Annotated in this window: 18 protein-coding genes; 4 read left to right on the forward strand and 14 right to left on the reverse strand. The window is 42.5% G+C overall.

Annotation, left to right across the window (positions count from 1 at the left end; genetic code table 11):
- Positions 1-66: 66 nt before the first annotated feature.
- From J3L18_RS19955 to J3L18_RS19990, 8 genes are all read right to left on the reverse strand, one after another.
- A complete protein-coding gene (locus J3L18_RS19955; protein ID WP_175490113.1) occupies positions 67-240 on the reverse strand; it encodes a Sec-independent protein translocase subunit TatA/TatB in 174 nt (57 codons plus the stop codon).
- Between the two features lie 32 nt (positions 241-272).
- The gene (locus tag J3L18_RS19960; protein WP_091174606.1) at positions 273-716 is read right to left on the reverse strand and encodes a Sec-independent protein translocase subunit TatA/TatB; all 444 of its coding nucleotides are present in this window, start codon (positions 714-716) and stop codon (positions 273-275) included.
- 59 nt (positions 717-775) lie between these two features.
- Entirely contained in the window at positions 776-2,086 is a 1,311-nt protein-coding gene (locus J3L18_RS19965; protein WP_091174604.1) for a murein hydrolase activator EnvC family protein, read from the reverse strand.
- Positions 2,087-2,102: 16 nt separating this feature from the next.
- Complete coding sequence (lolB1, locus tag J3L18_RS19970; RefSeq protein ID WP_129571811.1) at positions 2,103-2,888, reverse strand: lipoprotein insertase outer membrane protein LolB1; 786 nt, start codon at positions 2,886-2,888, stop codon at positions 2,103-2,105.
- Positions 2,866-4,566: a tetratricopeptide repeat protein gene (locus tag J3L18_RS19975; RefSeq protein WP_189549494.1), complete on the reverse strand. Its 1,701-nt coding sequence runs from the start codon at positions 4,564-4,566 to the stop codon at positions 2,866-2,868. Before J3L18_RS19975 ends, lolB1 begins: the two co-directional genes overlap by 23 nt.
- 175 nt (positions 4,567-4,741) lie before the next feature.
- Complete coding sequence (dut, locus tag J3L18_RS19980; protein WP_091174598.1) at positions 4,742-5,173, reverse strand: dUTP diphosphatase; 432 nt, start codon at positions 5,171-5,173, stop codon at positions 4,742-4,744.
- Positions 5,170-6,690, reverse strand: a complete 1,521-nt coding sequence (locus tag J3L18_RS19985) for an MATE family efflux transporter (protein ID WP_129571813.1) — start codon at positions 6,688-6,690, stop codon at positions 5,170-5,172. Before J3L18_RS19985 ends, dut begins: the two co-directional genes overlap by 4 nt.
- Positions 6,691-6,723: 33 nt before the next feature.
- Entirely contained in the window at positions 6,724-7,005 is a 282-nt protein-coding gene (locus J3L18_RS19990; protein WP_311084056.1) for an acylphosphatase, read from the reverse strand.
- A gap of 130 nt (positions 7,006-7,135) precedes the next feature.
- Between J3L18_RS19990 and J3L18_RS19995 the strand changes: the two genes are divergently transcribed.
- On the forward strand, positions 7,136-7,657 hold the full coding sequence (locus J3L18_RS19995) for a YceI family protein (RefSeq protein WP_091174596.1): 522 nt from the start codon (positions 7,136-7,138) through the stop codon (positions 7,655-7,657).
- A gap of 108 nt (positions 7,658-7,765) precedes the next feature.
- Here J3L18_RS19995 and J3L18_RS20000 read toward each other — a convergent pair whose 3' ends face one another.
- A complete protein-coding gene (locus tag J3L18_RS20000) occupies positions 7,766-8,935 on the reverse strand; it encodes an amidohydrolase family protein (protein WP_091174594.1) in 1,170 nt (389 codons plus the stop codon).
- 156 nt (positions 8,936-9,091) lie between these two features.
- Between J3L18_RS20000 and rlmN the strand changes: the two genes are divergently transcribed.
- Positions 9,092-10,159: a dual-specificity RNA methyltransferase RlmN gene (gene rlmN, locus J3L18_RS20005; RefSeq protein WP_091174591.1), complete on the forward strand. Its 1,068-nt coding sequence runs from the start codon at positions 9,092-9,094 to the stop codon at positions 10,157-10,159.
- A gap of 23 nt (positions 10,160-10,182) precedes the next feature.
- Positions 10,183-10,881: a ComF family protein gene (locus tag J3L18_RS20010; RefSeq protein ID WP_129571814.1), complete on the forward strand. Its 699-nt coding sequence runs from the start codon at positions 10,183-10,185 to the stop codon at positions 10,879-10,881.
- 202 nt (positions 10,882-11,083) lie between these two features.
- Here J3L18_RS20010 and J3L18_RS20015 read toward each other — a convergent pair whose 3' ends face one another.
- The 5 genes from J3L18_RS20015 to J3L18_RS20035 form a co-directional block, all read right to left on the reverse strand.
- The gene (locus J3L18_RS20015; protein ID WP_129571815.1) at positions 11,084-14,212 is read right to left on the reverse strand and encodes a PAS domain S-box protein; all 3,129 of its coding nucleotides are present in this window, start codon (positions 14,210-14,212) and stop codon (positions 11,084-11,086) included.
- A 3-nt stretch (positions 14,213-14,215) separates the two neighbouring features.
- Positions 14,216-15,502 (reverse strand): serine hydroxymethyltransferase, encoded by a 1,287-nt coding sequence (gene glyA / locus J3L18_RS20020; RefSeq protein WP_129571816.1) that lies wholly within the window; start codon positions 15,500-15,502, stop codon positions 14,216-14,218.
- Positions 15,503-15,701: 199 nt separating this feature from the next.
- Positions 15,702-16,004, reverse strand: a complete 303-nt coding sequence (locus tag J3L18_RS20025) for a type II toxin-antitoxin system RelE/ParE family toxin (RefSeq protein ID WP_129571817.1) — start codon at positions 16,002-16,004, stop codon at positions 15,702-15,704.
- A complete protein-coding gene (locus tag J3L18_RS20030; protein ID WP_091174579.1) occupies positions 16,001-16,234 on the reverse strand; it encodes a hypothetical protein in 234 nt (77 codons plus the stop codon). The genes J3L18_RS20025 and J3L18_RS20030 overlap by 4 nt, the downstream gene beginning before the upstream one ends.
- Positions 16,235-16,271: 37 nt before the next feature.
- A complete protein-coding gene (locus J3L18_RS20035; protein ID WP_129571818.1) occupies positions 16,272-17,021 on the reverse strand; it encodes a segregation and condensation protein A in 750 nt (249 codons plus the stop codon).
- A gap of 240 nt (positions 17,022-17,261) precedes the next feature.
- Here J3L18_RS20035 and dxs point away from each other — a divergent pair, with 240 nt between their 5' ends.
- Positions 17,262-19,193, forward strand: coding sequence for a 1-deoxy-D-xylulose-5-phosphate synthase (gene dxs, locus J3L18_RS20040; protein ID WP_091174572.1), 1,932 nt, complete (start codon positions 17,262-17,264; stop codon positions 19,191-19,193).
- Positions 19,194-19,232: the final 39 nt, after the last annotated feature.

The raw sequence follows: 19,232 nt of genomic DNA on the forward strand, positions 1-19,232 counted from the left end.
ATAAATCAACAGATAAGTTCATATACTCAATAAAAATGGCATTAAAACCTAATCCCTGTTAGGGTATTAAGCTTTTTTTTCTTCAGATGAAGAAGATGAGCCGTCGCTGTTTTGCGCGTCTTTAAATTCCTTAACGCCTTTCCCTAAGCCTCTCATTAATTCAGGTATTTTTTTACCGCCGAATAATAAAAGTATCGCAATGATGATCAGAATAATTTCTGGTGCGCCTAATCCACCCATGATTTTAAGTTTTATGTATGATTAATATTATATTATGATTTGTATTCTTCTTCTTTTTCGGTATCCAGATGACTACCGGTAACAGTCTTATCTAAATTGATATGACTTTGGTGTTCCGGCTCGGCCGGGGTATTTACATGATAATCGCTAATAGCGATTGTATTTGGAACAGTATTTTCAACAACCGGCTTTTCGTGCTCAGCTGCAGCTTCCGGAGCTTCGGAGGCTTTTTCATCTAAAAGCGGTTTTTCTTCTTCTACTTTAGGTGCAGGTTTTTTTTCCTCGTAATTATTGATCTGGTTATTGATCTCACGTTTAACATCTTCAGAGGCATCTTTAAAGTCGCGGATACCTTTACCCAGGCTCCTCGCCAGGCCGGGCAGCTTTTCGCCGCCAAATAGCATCAATGCTGCAAAAAGTATCAGTACCATCTCGCCCGTACCAATATTTAAAAATAACAAAACTGAACTTAACATAGCATTCTGTTTAAGGATACAAATATATACAATTAAAATTTCTTATAGTTCATAACTAATTAGTTAGGCGCCAGCCAGATCTTGGGGTTAACGGGTGTTGTTCCTTTATAAATTTCAAAGTGCGCCTCCGTTTCTCCTGTCGATGGATCAGTTGCCACCGTGCCGATAGCTTGTTTGGTGCTCACTTTTTGCCCACGCGCAACAGTTACCGACCGTAAATTACTATAAGCTGTAAAATACTCCCCATGCAATATAATTACCAAATAGGTCCCGCTCACATCACCCACTTTTACAACCGTACCATCAAATACAGCCCTAACAGTACTGCCCTGGTTAGTACGGATATCAACACCTGTACTTTCACTCCTGATACCCTCAGGCGTGGTATAGGTACCAAATCCCTGGGTAATTATTCCGTTGGATACCGGCCATGGTAAACCACCGCGATTACCCAAAAAGTCGTTCGACAGCTTAGCGGCCTCAGGCGTGGCGTTCAATACACTTGATGTACTGCGCGCCGCAGCCGGCTTAGCCGGAGCCGGTGCAACAGGCGCTGGCTTATTTTCGGCCTTTGCTTTGGCTGCGGCCAGTCTTGCGGCTTCTTCAGCCCTGCGTCTTTCTTCTTCAGCAGCCCTGCGCCTGGCTTCCTCAATTTCCCTGCGGATAGCCTCATTAATGGCACGGGTTGTTTTAACGATCTTGGCCTGCAGGTCCCTCTGTTGTTTTTTCAGGATCCCTTCATGCTGCGACAGATCGCTTACCACCTTAACCTGGTTATTACGTTCATTACCCAGTGTTTCTTTTTCCTTTTGCTGATCTTTCAAGAGATCATTTTTTTCATTCTTGGTACGGTCAAGCTCATTAATTTTAACATGCAGCTCTTTTTGTGTACCCTGGATATAGTTTGCCTGCCGCTCACGGTAGGTACCAAACTGCTGTAAATATTTTAACCGTTTATAGGCCTGGTTAAAGTCTTTTGATGCAAAAAGGAACATCATCTTATTATAGGCGCTCTGGTTGCGGTATGCAAACAGGATCATGGCTGCATACTCCTTTTTAAGCTGATCCAACTGCGACTGTAAGCTACGTACGTTATTATTGCTCTCAGAGATTTGATTATCCAATAATCTTACTTCAGAGTTGATATTTTCAATTTTTTCCTGCCGCAGGTTTATCTGTGCCTTCAGTATGCTTAGCTGCTTTAATGAAGCCTTTTTATTATTTAAAGTTTCATTGTAATCTTCATTTAATTGTTCAAGCTCTTTATTCAGCTGTGCTTTACGACGTTTCAGTTCGTCACTGCTTTGTGCGTGTACATTAACTGCTGCCAGTACCAATAGTAAAAAGAAAACTGCTTTTATAAACTTCATCAAATAAACATATTAATTATTTACCAGGCTCGTACCCATCAGGAATGCTGAACGGATAGTTTTGCTGTACTTCAAAATCGGCCTTAGTATAATGCAAATTAACTTGTATTTTTTTATCTTTTACTACTGATGCGATATCTATTTGTGCCGGCAATACCCGGTTTGTTGCTTCGATAAAGGTATTATTGGTAACCTGTAATGATTGCGCCTGGCGCTGGTTATCTAAATTGGTTTGCGTAACCTTATTATCCGGACCAAGTATCAGCTTGTAAACCAGATCGTTCAGGGAACCGCTCAAGGTTGTATTGCCATCGGCATGGTCAAAGGTCGACTGCTCGTTCAGCAGTTCGGGCACCGCGTTGCCAATCAGCAATGACTCGAGCGTTTTATAATTAACCTCTTTGCTGGCGTAAGTATATATATAACTGAATGGCTTTTTAATGTAAACGTTTTGCAAGCGGTTAATGATCATAATACTGTCGGGTGTTATCACGGCGCGGGCCGCTTCAATGCCTAATACTGCTGTGATGGAAACCCAAATCCTTTTATCTTTTGCTATCCTGATATTCAGGGTAACATCATTGCTGTTATTATTGATGCTAAGCTTGGTTTTTGCCTTGCCCGCAAATGTTGTAAAATTGACCTGGTTTGCCCTTATGGCAGCCAGTTTGCCGGCAATATCACTCGTCCTTGCTGTCGAATCTGCCTTACGGGTAACCAAAACTTGTTTACGTGCTTTACAGCTTAGCATTACCAGCAGGCAGCAAGCTATAAGTAAACTATTCGCTATATTTTTTTTCATTTATCTTACGATCTAAAACAGGTGACTGCTCACCAAAGCCTTTCGCCTTTTTCCAGTTAGTTACGGCAGCATCAGTATTCCCGAGGAAAAACAATATATCACCATAATGTTCATACTTAACCCCGCTATTGTCTTTATCATGCGTGAGGGCCTTCTCCATCCATTCTTTTGCCTGGGCATATTTTTTTTGTTTAAACAGTATCCAGGCATAAGTATCTTCAAACGATGCCGTATTAGGCTGCAACTCGTTGGAATGTGCCGACATTGCTGCCGCCTTTTCCAGCTGCTCATTCCTTAACGATAAATAATAAGCATAATTGTTTAAAGTGAATGCATTATCCGGATTGTAGGTTAAAGCTTTCTCATAACTTTCGTCAGAGCTTTTAATATTCTTCAACTCATGATAGCAATCGCCCAATAATGAAAAACTTAACGAAAGTAGCTCCTTATCCTGAAGTTCTAATGAAGTAGCATTTTTAAGATAACCAACTGCCTTATTGTTATCCTTTTTTTGTGCCCAGGCCACACCAACAAGATAGTTCATCCAGGCCTGGTTCGGAAATAATGACAATGCGTTTTCACCATCTTTAATAGCGGCATCAAGGTCATTGTCGCCTAAATCCAGGCGCACCAGCTGTTCCTGAACATTGTACACCTGGTTATTAAGCTGGGCCGATTTTTTAAGTACTGGCTTTGCCTCTTTATATTTGGTATTCTGGATCAGCATATCGCCGTAAATAGCATAAGCCCTGGCATCGTTAGGATGGGCAACGGTCAGGATCCGGCTTAATTCAAGCGCGCTGGCTTTAGCATTAACCTCCGGAAACTTAGGAAAGTATCCCGATATAATATTAATTTTTTGGTCGATGCCGATATCCGGAATGGCAAATCCCTGGGTAAGCTCATTAAAGCTGGCTTCGTTATTCTTTTTATCGCGATAGATATCGGCCAGCGCGAAGTGCACCAAACCATTTCGCGGATCAAGCTTTTCGGCTTGTTGCAATACTTTAAGCGCTTTATCGGCAAACCCGTTCGAGTTGTAAACTTCGCCAAGGGCCAGGTAGTAACGGATCTCCCCGGGATTAGCGGCTATCTGCTTTTCCAGTTCAGAAGTGGCCTGGTCAATTTTTCCCTGCTTTAAATAGATTTTTTGACGATTGGCTAAAAGATCATCACTCGGGCCGTTCAATTTTTCAATCTCATCATATACCTTAAGGGCATCATCGTACCTTTTCAGGATGGTAAAAGCATTGGCCTTGTCAAAATAATACGCCGATTTATCCGGGTTAAGCCTGATCAGCTGGTTAAAAACATTTTCAAGCTTATCAATGGTATTGGTTTTTTCGTAGCTATCGGCCAATGCCGCCCAATACCATTCGTTATCCTTATTTATTGCTACAGCCTGCTCTAAAAGAGGCTCAGAAGCTGCAAAATCATTTTGCTGCCTTTTAAGGTTTGCCAGTTCATATAAAGAAGCATCATTTGCAGGGTCGGCCTGTAAAACGCGCTCAAACATTTCGGTGGCAAGCTTATAGTTCTCAACCGTTTTTTCGCGCAGGGCCGAAAAGAAAAGCTGCTTAACCATAGCGCTGTCCTGATAACTCATCACCTTACCTGCCGATGCCAGTGTTTTATTATCGCCGTTCTTTTTATGCTGAGCCTGAGAATTTAGAGGCAAGATGGCAAGAGGCAAGAATAAAGACGCAAGAAAAGGCGCAGAAAACAGGTGTGTTTTCCGTGTACTTTCTAATTTAATATTGCTTTTACCAATCTTCATTCTTCTTGTTTCCTGACTCTAATGGTCTTGACTATATTTCTTTCTTGCTTCCTGACTCTTATAGTCCTGACTCTAATTACTTCCCTGTGTGTCCGTAGCCGCCTTCGCCCCTTTGGGTTTCGTTCAGTACTTCTACCTGCTCCCAGTTAACACGCTCGTGTTTGGCAACTACCATCTGGGCTATCCTGTCGCCGGTATTGACCTCAAAATCTTCTGTCGAGAAATTGATGAGTAATACCTTGATCTCTCCGCGATAATCGGCATCAATAGTGCCCGGCGAATTAACAATACCGATACCATGTTTAAATGCCAGGCCGCTTCGCGGGCGGATTTGCGCTTCGAAACCCTCGGGCAATTCAATATATAAACCTGTTGGAATGAGTTTACGTTCCATTGGTTTAAGCACTACCGCAGTTTCTACATCAGCACGCAGGTCCATGCCTGCTGCATGAGCAGTTTCATAAGCCGGTAAACTATTTTTTGATTTGTTAATTATGCGGATGATCATCGTTTAAATATAGCTTTTAACTCTTTGCGTTCAAAGTAATACGCTCCAGCCGCAAATAAAAGTAAAAGCCCGTTACCAACAAAAATATTACGTTTAAATACTGAAAACGACAGAAAAACAAACAATACCGAGACAATTATATACGCAAGGTTCTTTTTTAAGTTATACGGGATGGGATAATTTTTTTGCCCCCACAGGTACGAGAGCACCATCATGGTAGCATAGGCCGCGAACGAGATCCACGCCGAAGCCATATAGCTGTATTTAGGAATAAGCAGCCAGTTTAAAATAACGGTTAATACCGCCCCTACACCAGATATATATAAGCCATACCGGGTTTGGTCAGACAATTTATACCACACCGAAAGATTCATATAAATACCAAGGCTCAGGTAACCGAACAACAAGGGCGGTACAACGCCAAGGCCCTGCCAAAACGGATTGTAAACTATATGATGTTTCACCTCATGCGTTTCCTTTCCTACTATAAGAGTAGCCAGTATATCAACATTGGCAATAAGTGCTACACATATAATGGCCACCATAATTACAAAGTACGTCATGATGCGGGCATAAGTTTCGCCCGAATTTTTGTTTTTTGCATGGCTGAAGAAAAACGGTTCGGCACCTAACCTGAAGGCCTGCACAAAAATACTCAGAAATAATGCAATCTTGGCGCAGGTGCCATAAATGCCCACATGCGTATCGGCGATACTTTGGGGCAGCATTTGCTTCAGCATCACCTTATCTAATGACTCATTAATGATGAACGATATATTGGCTATCAATATAGGCCAACTGTATGCAAACATTTCGCTTAACATGGCACCGTCAAACTTCAGCTTCATTTGCAATATCTCGGGCAATAGCAATAATATGGTAAGCCCGCTTGCTATTGCGTTAGCTAAAAATACATATCCTACCCAATTGGGCCTGTACCAACCTGCCATCCACGCTCCGGATGGCAAATGGTGATTTATTATAAACGGAACGCCGAACAGAAAAAACAAATTGAGCATCATTACAAGGCCGATATTTGAGCATTTGATAATGGCGTATTTTATGGGGCGGCCTTCTGCCCTGATACGGGCAAAAGGAATTACGCAAAAAGCATCAAGCACTAAAATTACGAGGAAGCACTTTACGTAAAAAGTATAGTCGGCATGATCTTTAGCGACGCCGGCCTGCATGTAATTGACAATAGGATTTAGAAATAGTACACAAAAAACCAGGAATATTACTGATACCATTATAACAACACCAAACGCATTATTATAAACCTGCTGTTTGTTATCTGAACGTTTTTGCAGGTACCTGAAATAGGTAGTTTCCATACCAAAAGCCAAAATGGCGTTAATGATAGAAGCACTTCCATATACCGATGTAAAAACGCCGTTAGCATTTACCGGCAGGGTACGGGTATAAATTGGCGTTAAAACAAAGTAGATCATCCGGGAAATGATAGTACTTAAACCATATATAGCAGTTTGCCCGGCGAATTTTTTTATAGTAGACAATGGAGATATTCGATTTAATGGGTTTGTATTTAGTTACAAACGCCTTTTAACAACCTCAAAATTACGATAGTTTTTCAATTCGCCTTCATGGCTTTCAACAGCGGTCACTTCGGCGTCCTGAGGCCCTTCGTTACACCATTCCAAAAACATTTCGAGTGTAGAATTATCAGCTTCGGCTTCCATGTATACATCACCATTGGGCTCGTTGAGCACAAAACCGCGAACACCAAGCTGATCGGCAACTGCTTTTGTTGATTTACGGTAAAAAACGCCGTGTACTTTGCCTTTAACTGTAATATTAATATGTTTGATCATCAGTATTATCGTATATTGATATTGCAAAGTTAACTTTTTCCTGCTAAGCAACCTTTTAACTTTACAAGCGTAATCACTACAAAACGCATTACATTTTATTTTGATTGATATAACTCTAAAATTCTATTTTATGAAAAAAATTATTTTTTCTGCCCTGATCATTGCTCTTACAACCTTTTCGGCTTTCGCTATTTTGGGCAACTGGAAAGTGAAAGACGATGAAGCCCAGGTAACTTTTGAAGGCCACAGGGTAAGCGGTTCATTCAGCGGCTTAAAAGCCGATATAACATTTGATAAAGACCATCCCGAACAAGCTAAAATTTCGGCAACTATCGATGTTACAACCGCAGCAACCGGTTTCTTTATTAAAACCAGCCACGTAAAATCGGCCCTGGGTGCCGACGATTATCCAACCATTAAATTTGAATCAACCTCGGTATCAAAAAGCGGTAACGGCTACGTTGCCAGCGGCAAGCTAACCATGAAAGGCAAAACCAATCCCGAAGCCATCCATTTTACGTTTGACGAAAAAGGCAGCGAGGCCGTGTTTAAAGGCGATTTTAAAGTACTGCCTCCTAAGTATGGCATCGACAGAAGCGGCACACCGCCCGAGGTTACTATCCATTTAGTTGTGCCGGTGAGTAAAGGATGATATCTGCACGAATCCTTGTATAGATTGCTTATAATTTAATCGAATTACACGAATGTTTCCTTGACGTTATTCGTGTAATTCGATCTAATTTGTGAAAATTAGTGTCAATTATATCAGTTTCTTTACTTTGGTTTCGGGTGTGATCTTAAACCCATCAAGGCCGCTGATCAGGTTCAGGCCCGGGGTTTTGCCTGCTTCAAGCGTGCCTTTTTCATCGTCGATACCCAGGTATTCGGCTCCATTACGGGTACCCCATTCAACCAGGCGCGGTAAGCTTATGGAAGGGAACTTTTGTTGAATAGCTCGCATCTCGCTCAGTAAACATAATTTGCTGTTTGATGCAAGGCTATCAGTACCAAGGGTAATATTAAAACCCTGGTCAACAAAAAGATCAATTTTAGGTAAACGCCCCTCAATATAAAGATTGGCATTAGGGCAAAAACACCAGTTTATCTTCCTGTCAAATCGTTTTATGAAATAAATATCTTTTAGGTTGGTACAGGTATTATGTACCAGCAAAACCTTTTGTTTGTTAGAGAGCAGCGGGATAATAGATTGTACAGAGTTACGGGCCTGTGGCTTGAAATAGGATATATCCATACCAAAATGCTCGTACAACTCTAAAAAAGCACCAAGCTTATACCGGTAAAATTTGTTCTCATCCTCACACTCCTGGTTATGGATACTGAGCAGGTTTTCATCGTTGGTATCGCTGTGCTTTTTAATCAGCTTAAATAACTCCTTTGATACCGAATACGGTGCATGCGGGGTTATAGAACATGAGCCGGGCTTAAATTCATTGAGCAGAGCCAGCGCTTTTTCAAAAACTTCAGCAGCCTTTTCGGGCAAAAAACCAAAAGTTTCAACAAAGGTATGATAGTATAATTTGCTTTGTTTTTTCATCGCAACACTGTTATTAGTGTTGGAGATATCACCAACGGCTACAATGCCGTTATCATACATTTCCTGATCGGCTTTAGCTATGGCATCAAGAACCTCCTGCTGATCGGTACTGCGTAAAGATTGAACGTCTTTTATAAAATTTACCAGGCCGCCTTTGGGCTTTACTTTATCTTTTAAATGAGAAAGTTCGGTATGGCAATGCGTATTAATAAATCCGGGGCAAATAACTCCGCTTACTTGTTGCACATGCCCGCTGGGAGGCTTGTTACTATCGGTAACAGCGATGATCTTACCCTGATCATCAACAGTGACTATACCATTTTTAATCGGATCGGCATAAACAGGAAAAACGTAATCGGCTCTAAAACTTTTCATTAAAATTTAAACTTGGTATCGTAACACATAACGTTTTTCAAAACAATCTGTCCTGCAAAATAAGTACAATTAACTTTTAGTTATTGTTTTTTATTAGCCAAAAAAGAATGACTTTAAAAAAAGATAGATTTTTTTAAATTTAAGTACTTTTGCACTGTGAACAATACAAAAGATAAAATCGACATCCGCAGCCTGAGCCTGAATGCTTTACAGGAGCATTTTATCCGTATGGATGAAAAAGGCTTCAGGGCAAAACAGGTGTATGAATGGCTTTGGAAAAAATCTTGCTTTTCTTTCAACGAGATGAGCAATATTTCAAAAGAACTCCGTGCTAAACTGGATGCAAATTTTGTAATTAATAATGTAAAAATTAATTCTTCACAGGTTAGTGCTGATAAAACTATAAAAAATTCTTTTATTTTACACGATAACCACTTAATTGAGGGCGTTTTAATTCCAACTCCCGGCCGTATGACGGCCTGTGTATCATCGCAGGTGGGTTGTAGTCTTACCTGTAAATTTTGTGCCACCGGCTATATGGAGCGCAAAAGGAACCTCAACCCTGATGAAATTTACGACCAGGTAGTTTTAATTGATCAGCAGGCCCGCGAAAACTACAATCAGCCTTTATCAAATATTGTTTACATGGGCATGGGCGAGCCGTTGCTCAACTATGCCAATATGATGAAGTCGATAGAGCGCATCACCTCCGAGGATGGGCTTAACATGGCTGCCAAACGCATTACCGTATCAACAGCCGGCATTGCCAAAATGATCAAAAAACTGGGCGACGACCAGGTAAAATTTAACCTTGCCCTTTCCCTGCATGCGGCAAACGACGAAAAGCGTAATACTATTATGCCCATTAACGAGCAAAACTCGTTAAAAGCCCTGGCCGAGGCATTGAAATATTACTACGCCAAAACCAAAAACCCGGTGACCTACGAGTACATTATTTTTGATGGTGTGAACGATGGCATCCAGGACGCTATGGAGCTGGCTAAATTTTGCAAACACCTGCCCTGCAAGGTCAACATCATCGAATACAATCCTATCGCTTTTGCCAGCTACATCAATGCCGGCGAAGATAAAGTTGAAGCATTTGCTGATTACCTCACCAAACAAGGTATTAACACGCATCTCCGCCGGAGCCGCGGCAAGGATATTGACGCCGCCTGCGGACAGCTCGCCATCAAAGAAAAAGATAAACTGGCCGAAGTTTAAAAAATCCGTATTAAATTGAGGGCATGAAATTACTGCGTGCCTACTTTTCAGATTTTGCCGCCCTGCTGTTCCCGGAACTTTGCCCGGCCTGCCAGGCCAGCTTGGTAGCAGGTGAGCGTATCATTTGCAGCGATTGCCGCTTTAATTTACCCTTTACCAATTTTCATCAGCAGCCTGCTAATATTGTAGCCCAGCAATTTTGGGGTAAAATTAATGTTGAAGCTGCCTACGCGCTCTATTATTTTCATAAAGGAGGAAAAATCCAAAACCTGATGCACCATTTTAAATACAAAGGCATGCACCAGATCGGCAATCTGCTTGGCGCCATAGCAGGGGCACAGCTGGCCGCAAATGATATTTTTAATACGGCAGATGTAATTATTCCGGTGCCGCTCCATCAGCGCCGCCTGCGCGAACGTGGCTACAACCAAAGCGCCTGCTTTGCCCATGGCCTTGCCGAAAAGTTAAAGGGGGTGGTTGATGAGCACAGCCTTGTACGTACAGTGGCCACTAAAACTCAAACTCAACGATCACGCTTTGCCCGGTTTGAAAATATGCAGCATGTATTTGCTGTTAAAGATGCGGCTGCACTTGAAGGCAAACATGTATTACTGGTCGACGATATAGTAACTACCGGCTCAACGCTTGAAGCCTGCGGCGCGGAGTTATTGAAAGTTCCTGGTTTGAAGTTGAGTATAGCTACCATAGCCTATGCGGTGTAGGATCATAATCGAATAAGATTATACTAATCATGCCATTGCGAGGAGCAACATAGGAATAAGTCAGGGATGCGACATGGCAATCGCATGTTATACAGGGCGGTCATGCTTCCATGCGATGGCCGCGCTATCGCAATGACACCTGTTTTAGTACCGGGATTTAAACAAACTAACCTCTAATCTTCAGTCTCTAATCAATAACAGCCTACTGCTGCTGGTACCTGCTTAATTTATCGTAAAGCACCCTCGGGTCAAAGGGTTTAAGGATATAGTCATTCATTCCGGCATTGTTAATCTCGCCCATTTGGTTGCTGAGCATAGAGGCCGTAAGGGCAATGATTGGTAACTGCTGGAAATAAGCTTCTGTTTTAGCGCGGATAATGCCTGTCGCTTCCAAACCGCCCATTTCGGGCATGTGGATATCCATCAGCACTACGTTGTAGTTGCGGTTGGTTTCAACCTTTTCAATAGCTTCAATGCCGTTTTCGGCAAAATCAGCGCTGGCACCCCATTTCTTTAATATCTTATTAATGAGCAGGCGGTTAATCTGATTGTCATCTACTACTAAAACATTTATTTTAAGTCCTTCTTCCACGTTATTACTATTTCTGTTCGACTGGTAGTCTTCTTTTTTAAAGCCTATGGTAAACCAAAATGTTGATCCCTGTCCTGGTACGCTGTCAACATTTATGCGCGAGTCGTGCAGTTCAATTAACCGCTTGCTGATAGCGAGGCCAAGGCCGGTACCTCCAAACTTGCGTGTAGTATCCAGTTCGGCCTGCTTAAACTGCTCAAATATAGTACCCAGTTTATTTGCTGCAATGCCTATGCCGGTATCAATTACTGCAAACCTGATGCGCACATCCTGTTCTGATTGCTGAATCACTTTCAGATCGATGGTAACTCCACCTTTCTCGGTAAATTTAATGGCATTACCAACAAGGTTTAGTAATATCTGGATAAGTCGGGTGCGGTCGCCCAAAATCACTTTGGGTATAGCCTCATCAATGCTTTTGCTAATATATATATTTTTTTCGGCGGCTTTATACTGCATGGAGCTTGTTATGCTTTGAACAAGCTCGGTTAAATCAACCCGCTCCTTCTCCAGCTCAACATTCCCGGTTTCGATCTTGGCAAAATCAAGCACATCATTGATCAGTGTCATCAGGTTTTCGGCCGAGAATTTCAGGATGTTAAGGTTTTCCTTTTGCCCATCAAGCGGATCATCCTCTAGTAACAAATGCGACATACCAATTACGGCATTCAGCGGCGTACGAATCTCGTGGCTCATTACCGATATGAACATATCTTTGGCGCGACTCAGCTGTACAGCTTCCTCCCGGGCATTAATGAGTTCGATTTCAGCCTTCTTTTTAGCAGTTATGTCAATGATAACCTCTATGTATTTATCAACTTCGCCCTTACTGTTAATAATCACCGAGTTGATCACCGAAATCCACAAAGGCTGCCTGTCTTTCCGGTAAACCAGCAGGTCAACCTCAAACGATTGTTTATTGCGGGATAACTCCCGTGCCTTTTGGATAATAGATACGTCGGTAAGCTCCCCTTTTAGCACATCGCCAAGATGGTTGTCTTTCACATCAAGCAAAGTATAGCCGGTTATTTGCTCAAACGCTTTATTGACCCACTCAACCTTACCATCGCTGTTATTAATTACCACGCCACTGGCAGTACTGCTGGCCACCAACGAAAGCATGTTTACCTGCTCTTCGGTTTTCTTACGTTCGGTGATGTCAACCATTACAGCTATCTGTCTTTCAACACTGCCTGTTTCATTAAATAAAGGGCTATTTGACAGAAAGATCCAGATCGGGGTTTTGTCCTTTTTATAAACTTTTATTTCAACTTCATATCCCCGTTTTTCCTCTACAGCTTTTACTGCCGCCTTAAACACATTAAGGTCGGTATCTTCACCAACCAGCATGGTACCAAACATTTTACCACGCATTTCGTCAAACGTATAACCTGTTATATTCTCCAGGGCTTCGTTCATCCAGATCACCTCGCCCGTATTACTGCGGATCAGGATGCCGCTTGGCGATTTACGAGCCGCGAAGGACAGTATCTCCAGTTCCTGTTCTATTTTTTTACGCTGGGTTATATCAATAATAACCCTGATAAATTTATCTGTTTGGCCGGCACTGTCGCGGATCACCGAGTTAAATACCGAGATCCAAACCGGTTCACCACCTTTTTTATCTATCAACAAGTCTACTTCGTAAGATACCTGGTTGCGGATGGCTTCATCAAGCCGTTTTACAGCTTCGGCATCCAACGGTACACCTTTAAGCACATCGCGCAGGCGCCGGTTTTCTACATCGGCCTGGTTATAGCCGGTTATTTGCTCAAAAGCTTCATTGGTCCATATCACCTCATCTGCCGCATTGCTGATAACCACACCACTGGTAACCCTACTTGCCACCAATGATAATAATGCCAATTCATTGGCCACCTTTTTTTGATAGCTGATATCGCGCCCGCTGGCAAACCATTTATCACTTTTAAAAGTTACCGACCAGCTGATGCATTTAATATCGCCCGACGGTGTTATAATATTTGCTTCTATTTCGAAATGGCGTTGCTGCCTGCCTAATCCTTTTTTCAGGGCCGACAGCGATTTAGCCCGCTCTTCTTCCTGGAAAAAGCTCCAGATAGGTTTACCTATAACCTCAACGGTCGAATAGCCTAAAACAGATTTGGCAGAACGATTGATTTGCTCAATGATAAAATCCCGGTCCATAATGCAATGGATATCAGGAGAACTGTCAAAAAGATTATGAAACTCCTGATGGCTTTTCAAATTTTTCTCCAATTCAAGCTTCTGTTTCCGGAGCAGCAGGTGCGACATGACCTCATCGGCCAGTGTGCGGAGCGCATCACGCTGTTCGGCTGTGAGCTTACGCGGCTTTGTATCAATCACGCACAATGAGCCAAGCCTGTGGCCATCCGGGTCAATCAACGGCGCGCCGGCATAAAAGCGTACGCCCATTCCATTGGCTGCGGGATTATCCTTAAACTCCTCATCTTCTTTGGAGTCGGCTATTTCAAGAAGCGCATCAGATTGGATGGTGCGGTTACAAAAAGCGTCGGCGCGGGGTGTTTCCCCCACGTCGACGCCGTATGCTGATTTAAACCATTGTCTTTCTGCATCAAGCAGCGTTATCAGCGCTACCGGTACCTGGCATATGTAGGAGGCTAAACGCGTAATAGCGTCGTACTCCTTTTCAGGCATGGTATCCAAAACATTGTATGATTTAAGCGCTGCTAAGCGCTTATCTTCTATGTTTGATGGATCTTCCTGCCTTAGTGTCATTTTTTACTCTGAGTCCTTATCTCTGTACAACGGGAAGTCGTACATTAACTTGTGAACCCTTTTACGGATTTTCTTGATAGAATGTTCATTTTCAGGATCAGAAATTACAGCATCTATCAATTCAACAATATGCTCCATATGTTTTTCCTTCATCCCGCGGGTGGTGATAGCCGCAGTACCTACACGGACGCCTGAGGTTACAAATGGCGATTTATCATCATATGGCACCATATTTTTATTCACGGTGATATCGGCAGTTACCAAAGCATTTTCGGCAGCTTTGCCTGTAATATTTTTATTACGAAGATCGATCAGCATTAAATGATTATCGGTACCGCCAGATATGATCTGATAGCCCAGCTTCACAAATGCTTCGGCCATAGCATCGGCATTCTTTTTAACCTGCACAATGTATTTCATGTAGCTATCGCTCAAAGCCTCACCAAAAGCTACTGCTTTAGCAGCTATGATGTGCTCCAACGGGCCACCCTGTGTACCTGGGAACACGGCCATATCCAACAATGACGACATCATCCTGATCTCCCCTTTTGGAGTTTTGATGCCGAATGGGTTTTCGAAATCCTTACCCATCATAATTAAGCCGCCACGAGGGCCGCGTAAAGTTTTGTGGGTAGTAGTAGTAACGATGTGGCAATGTGGCAGCGGATCAGTTAACAAGCCACGGGCAATTAAACCTGCCGGGTGCGAAATATCAGCCAGCACCAAAGCACCAACCTCATCAGCCACTTTGCGGATAAATTCATAATCCCAATCGCGCGAGTAAGCCGAAGCTCCTGCGATGATCAGTTTCGGTTTTTCGCGCAGGGCTACTTCTTTTAACTGAGCATAGTCAACCAAACCAGTTTCTTTACTTACACCATAAAAATGAGGTTCATATAATTTACCCGAAAAGTTAACGGGCGAACCATGCGTTAAGTGACCACCATGTGAAAGGTCAAAACCTAATATTTTATCGCCCGGCTGCAATACAGCAAGCATAACTGCCGCGTTTGCCTGTGCACCAGAATGAGGTTGTACGTTAACCCACTCGGCATTAAACAATTGCTTAGCGCGCTCGATAGCTATGGTTTCAATTTCGTCAACCACCTGGCAGCCGCCGTAATAGCGTTTGCCCGGTAAACCTTCGGCATATTTGTTGGTTGCAACAGAACCTGCAGCTTCCATAACCTGCCTGCTTACAAAATTCTCAGATGCTATAAGTTCAATGCCCTCTTCCTGGCGTTGCTGCTCTTCATCCAATAGCTTAAATATCAGTTTATCTCTTTTCATTGTGTGTTTTTAACGGCGCTAAGTTACACAATTGATATAGATTTGAGATGTGAGATATAAGATTTGAGATACCGCAATGTTAAATTTTACTTAATAAAAAGTAAACATAATATTATTTGCTATTCAGGCTTTTACAGCGAATAAATTAATAGAATTTCATACAGCTACAATGACTATAGATTACTCATGCATTGCAGGTTTAGAATTTAAGTTTATCCGGATCAAGCCGATTATCCCAAAACATTAAAAGCTCGATAATATTATTGGCTTTTACACGATAAAACAAGCTTACCTGTTTTACAACGACACATTTATGTGTATCACTTTGTTTAGAATAGGGATAAAGTAACGGGTTATTGGATATGTGACCGATCACTTCATTGGTACGTTTAACAAAGGCTATCACCTCTTTAACAGTCCAGTTCTCATCAAGATATTCCAATATCTCATAATAGGTAAGTTCTGCAACAGGCGACCAAATGACAATCTCGTGTTGCATCATTTATTCAGAAAACGAGATTGTATTTTAGCCATTACCTCTTTGTGGGGAGTACCTTTACCTTGATCAAGCTGATTTTTTGCTTTATCAATAGCTTGCTGAACCGGTGTTGGAAGATCTGACCAAAAATCATTTTCGGATAAGCCCAACAATGAGTTTATTTCATTAAGTATATTATCATCGTTACTCTGAATTATCTTTTCTACTATTTTATACTTTAATGCAATATCCATAATTTGAAACTTTATTATAAAGTTAATAATTTTGATTTTAACTTTCCACTTTCGGTGAAATCCAAAAGTTATTATAACCCAACCCAATTTGGATATCTATCAGCTCCTGTTGCAACATTTCAAGCACCGCCAAAAAGTTATATACAAAATGAACTTTGTTTTCAGATTCTTTGGCGATTGCTTTAAAATCGAGCATTTTATTAATCTTAAGCAGATCAGCAACTGCTTTTTTTTGTTTTTCGATGGTGTAAGGATACTGTACTACCGTGTGTTTCACCTCCTCGCTGCGCCTGGTGAAATAGCGGATCATCCGCTCATAAACAACCATAAGACGGTAAAGGGTTAATTCGGATAACTCTTCGCCGGGGACGGCCACTTTTTCAACCTGTTCGAGGTCATGTTTGATATTGCCGCGCTTTTCCTGTTTAAATCGCTCATCTTCCATGGGCCTGATCTCTTCACACACCTCTTTAAACTTTTTATACTCGATGAGTTTCCTGATCAGGTTTTCTTTGGTGTCCGGGTCATCGCCGCCCTCTTCGGTGCCGTAACGCGGCAACAGCATTTTGGCCTTAATGCGCATAAGTGTTGCTGCCACGAAAATAAATTCGCTGGCAATTTCCATATTGAGGCTGCTCATCTGGTGCAGGTAGTGCAAAAAATCATCGGCAATTTTTGCTATTGGGATATCGTGAATATCCAGCTCATCGCGCTCAATGAAAAACAGCAGCAGGTCAAACGGGCCTTCAAACTGGGGTAACCTAATGGCAAAACTATCGTCGGTCATAAAATCCGGTCAAAAATAAACATTTCGGCCGGATTCATCGCAGTAAGAATTAAGCTGCAAAGCACAGACTTTCAGGTTTAAAAACAAATAATCCACTGCCTCTGTTGATCATCACAATATGCCTTAACCAAACTGTTTTGTTTGGCATATCCTGTTTGTTAAGTAATTTAATATCTTTATATACCCTGAATGTAACAATAATTAGTTTATTTTGCAGGTTAAATATCCTTACGAATGTCAATGCAGGTACCGGCCGGGAATTTATTACAAAAAATAAATTATCCATCTGATTTAAAGCTACTTAATGAAACAGAGCTTGAACAGGTATGCAAGGAACTACGCCAGTATATTATTGACGTAGTATCAGTTAATGGCGGGCACTTTGCCGCCAGCCTGGGTGTGGTTGAACTTACCGTAGCGCTACAATACGTACTTAATACGCCATACGATCAGTTAGTTTGGGATGTTGGGCACCAGGCTTACGGCCATAAAATACTTACCGGCCGCCGTGATGAGTTTCACACCAACCGTATTCATGGTGGCATCAGCGGCTTCCCAAAACGTTCGGAAAGCATATATGATACTTTTGGTGTAGGCCATTCATCAACTTCTATATCTGCCGCATTGGGCATGGCTGTTGCCTCTCATTATAAAGGCGAAACAGACAGGCAGCATGTAGCCGTAATTGGCGACGGCTCGATGACCGCAGGCATGGCCTTTGAAGCACTTAACCATGCCGGCATTGAAAACTCCAATCTCCTGGTGATTTTGAATGACAATAACATGGCCATCGACCCTAATGTTGGCGCATTGAAAGAATACCTGACTGACATAACCACGTCAAAGCCATACAACCGCTTCAGGGACGATATTGCCCACGTACTGGCCAAACTATCATCCATTGGCCCAGATGCCTTTAAAGTAGCCCAAAAACTCGAAAAAAGCATTAAAGGTACCCTGCTTAAACGCAGCAACTTTTTTGAAGCGCTTAAGTTCCGTTATTTTGGCCCTATTGACGGGCATGATGTTAATCATCTGATAAAAGTTTTAAAGGACCTGCGCGATATTCCGGGGCCTAAATTACTGCACTGTATCACGGTGAAAGGTAAAGGCTATGCCCTTGCCGAAAAAGACCAGACCAAGTGGCATGCTCCGGGCTTGTTTGACAAGATCACCGGCGAAATCAAAAAAACTAAATACGATAAGCCTCAGCCTCCTAAATACCAGGATGTATTTGGGCATAGTATCATTGAACTGGCCGAGCAAAACCCTAAGATCATGGGTATTACGCCGGCGATGCCATCAGGTTGTTCATTAAACCTGATGATGAAGGCCATGCCTAACCGTGCGTTTGACGTAGGTATTGCCGAGCAGCATGCGGTAACTTTCTCCGCCGGTTTAGCTACCCAGGGGCTCATTCCGTTCTGCAACATTTACTCCAGCTTTATGCAGCGGGCTTATGACCAGGTGATCCATGACGTGGCCATACAAAAGCTCAATGTAGTATTTTGCCTTGACCGTGCAGGATTTGCAGGGGCTGATGGCGCTACCCACCATGGCGCTTATGACATGGCCTACATGCGCTGTATCCCCAATATGGTGGTATCTGCCCCCATGAACGAGGAAGAACTGCGCAACCTGATGTTTACTGCCCAGCAGGAAAACATGGGACCATTCGTGATCAGGTATCCACGTGGCAATGGTGTTATGGTTGACTGGCAGCGTCCGTTCAAAGCCATCCCCGTAGGCAAAGGCCGTAAGGTTTGTGATGGCGATGATGTGGCTATCCTGTCTATTGGCGCTATCGGCAACGAGGTGATTAAAGCCACTGCCGAACTCAATGCCGAAGGTTATAACCCGGCCCATTACGATCTCCGCTTTGTAAAACCGCTTGATGAAGCTTTATTACATGACGTATTCAAAAACTTTAATAAAGTAATTACTGTTGAAGACGGTTGCATTGAAGGCGGCATGGGTAGCGCGGTACTTGAATTTATGGCCGATAATGGCTATACCAATATCCAGGTTAAACGCCTGGGTATCCCTGACAAGTTTATTGAACATGGCGACCAGCCCGAACTATGGGCCGACTGTGGCTTTGATGCCAACGGTATAGCCAGGCAAGTACGTAACATGGCTGAGAAACGCAATGTGAATACGATAGCGTCGTAATGCAAAATTGTTATTACGTACAAAACATAAAAAGCGACT

Source organism: Mucilaginibacter gossypii, from assembly GCF_017569325.2.
GTDB classification, from domain to species: Bacteria; Bacteroidota; Bacteroidia; order Sphingobacteriales; family Sphingobacteriaceae; genus Mucilaginibacter; species Mucilaginibacter gossypii.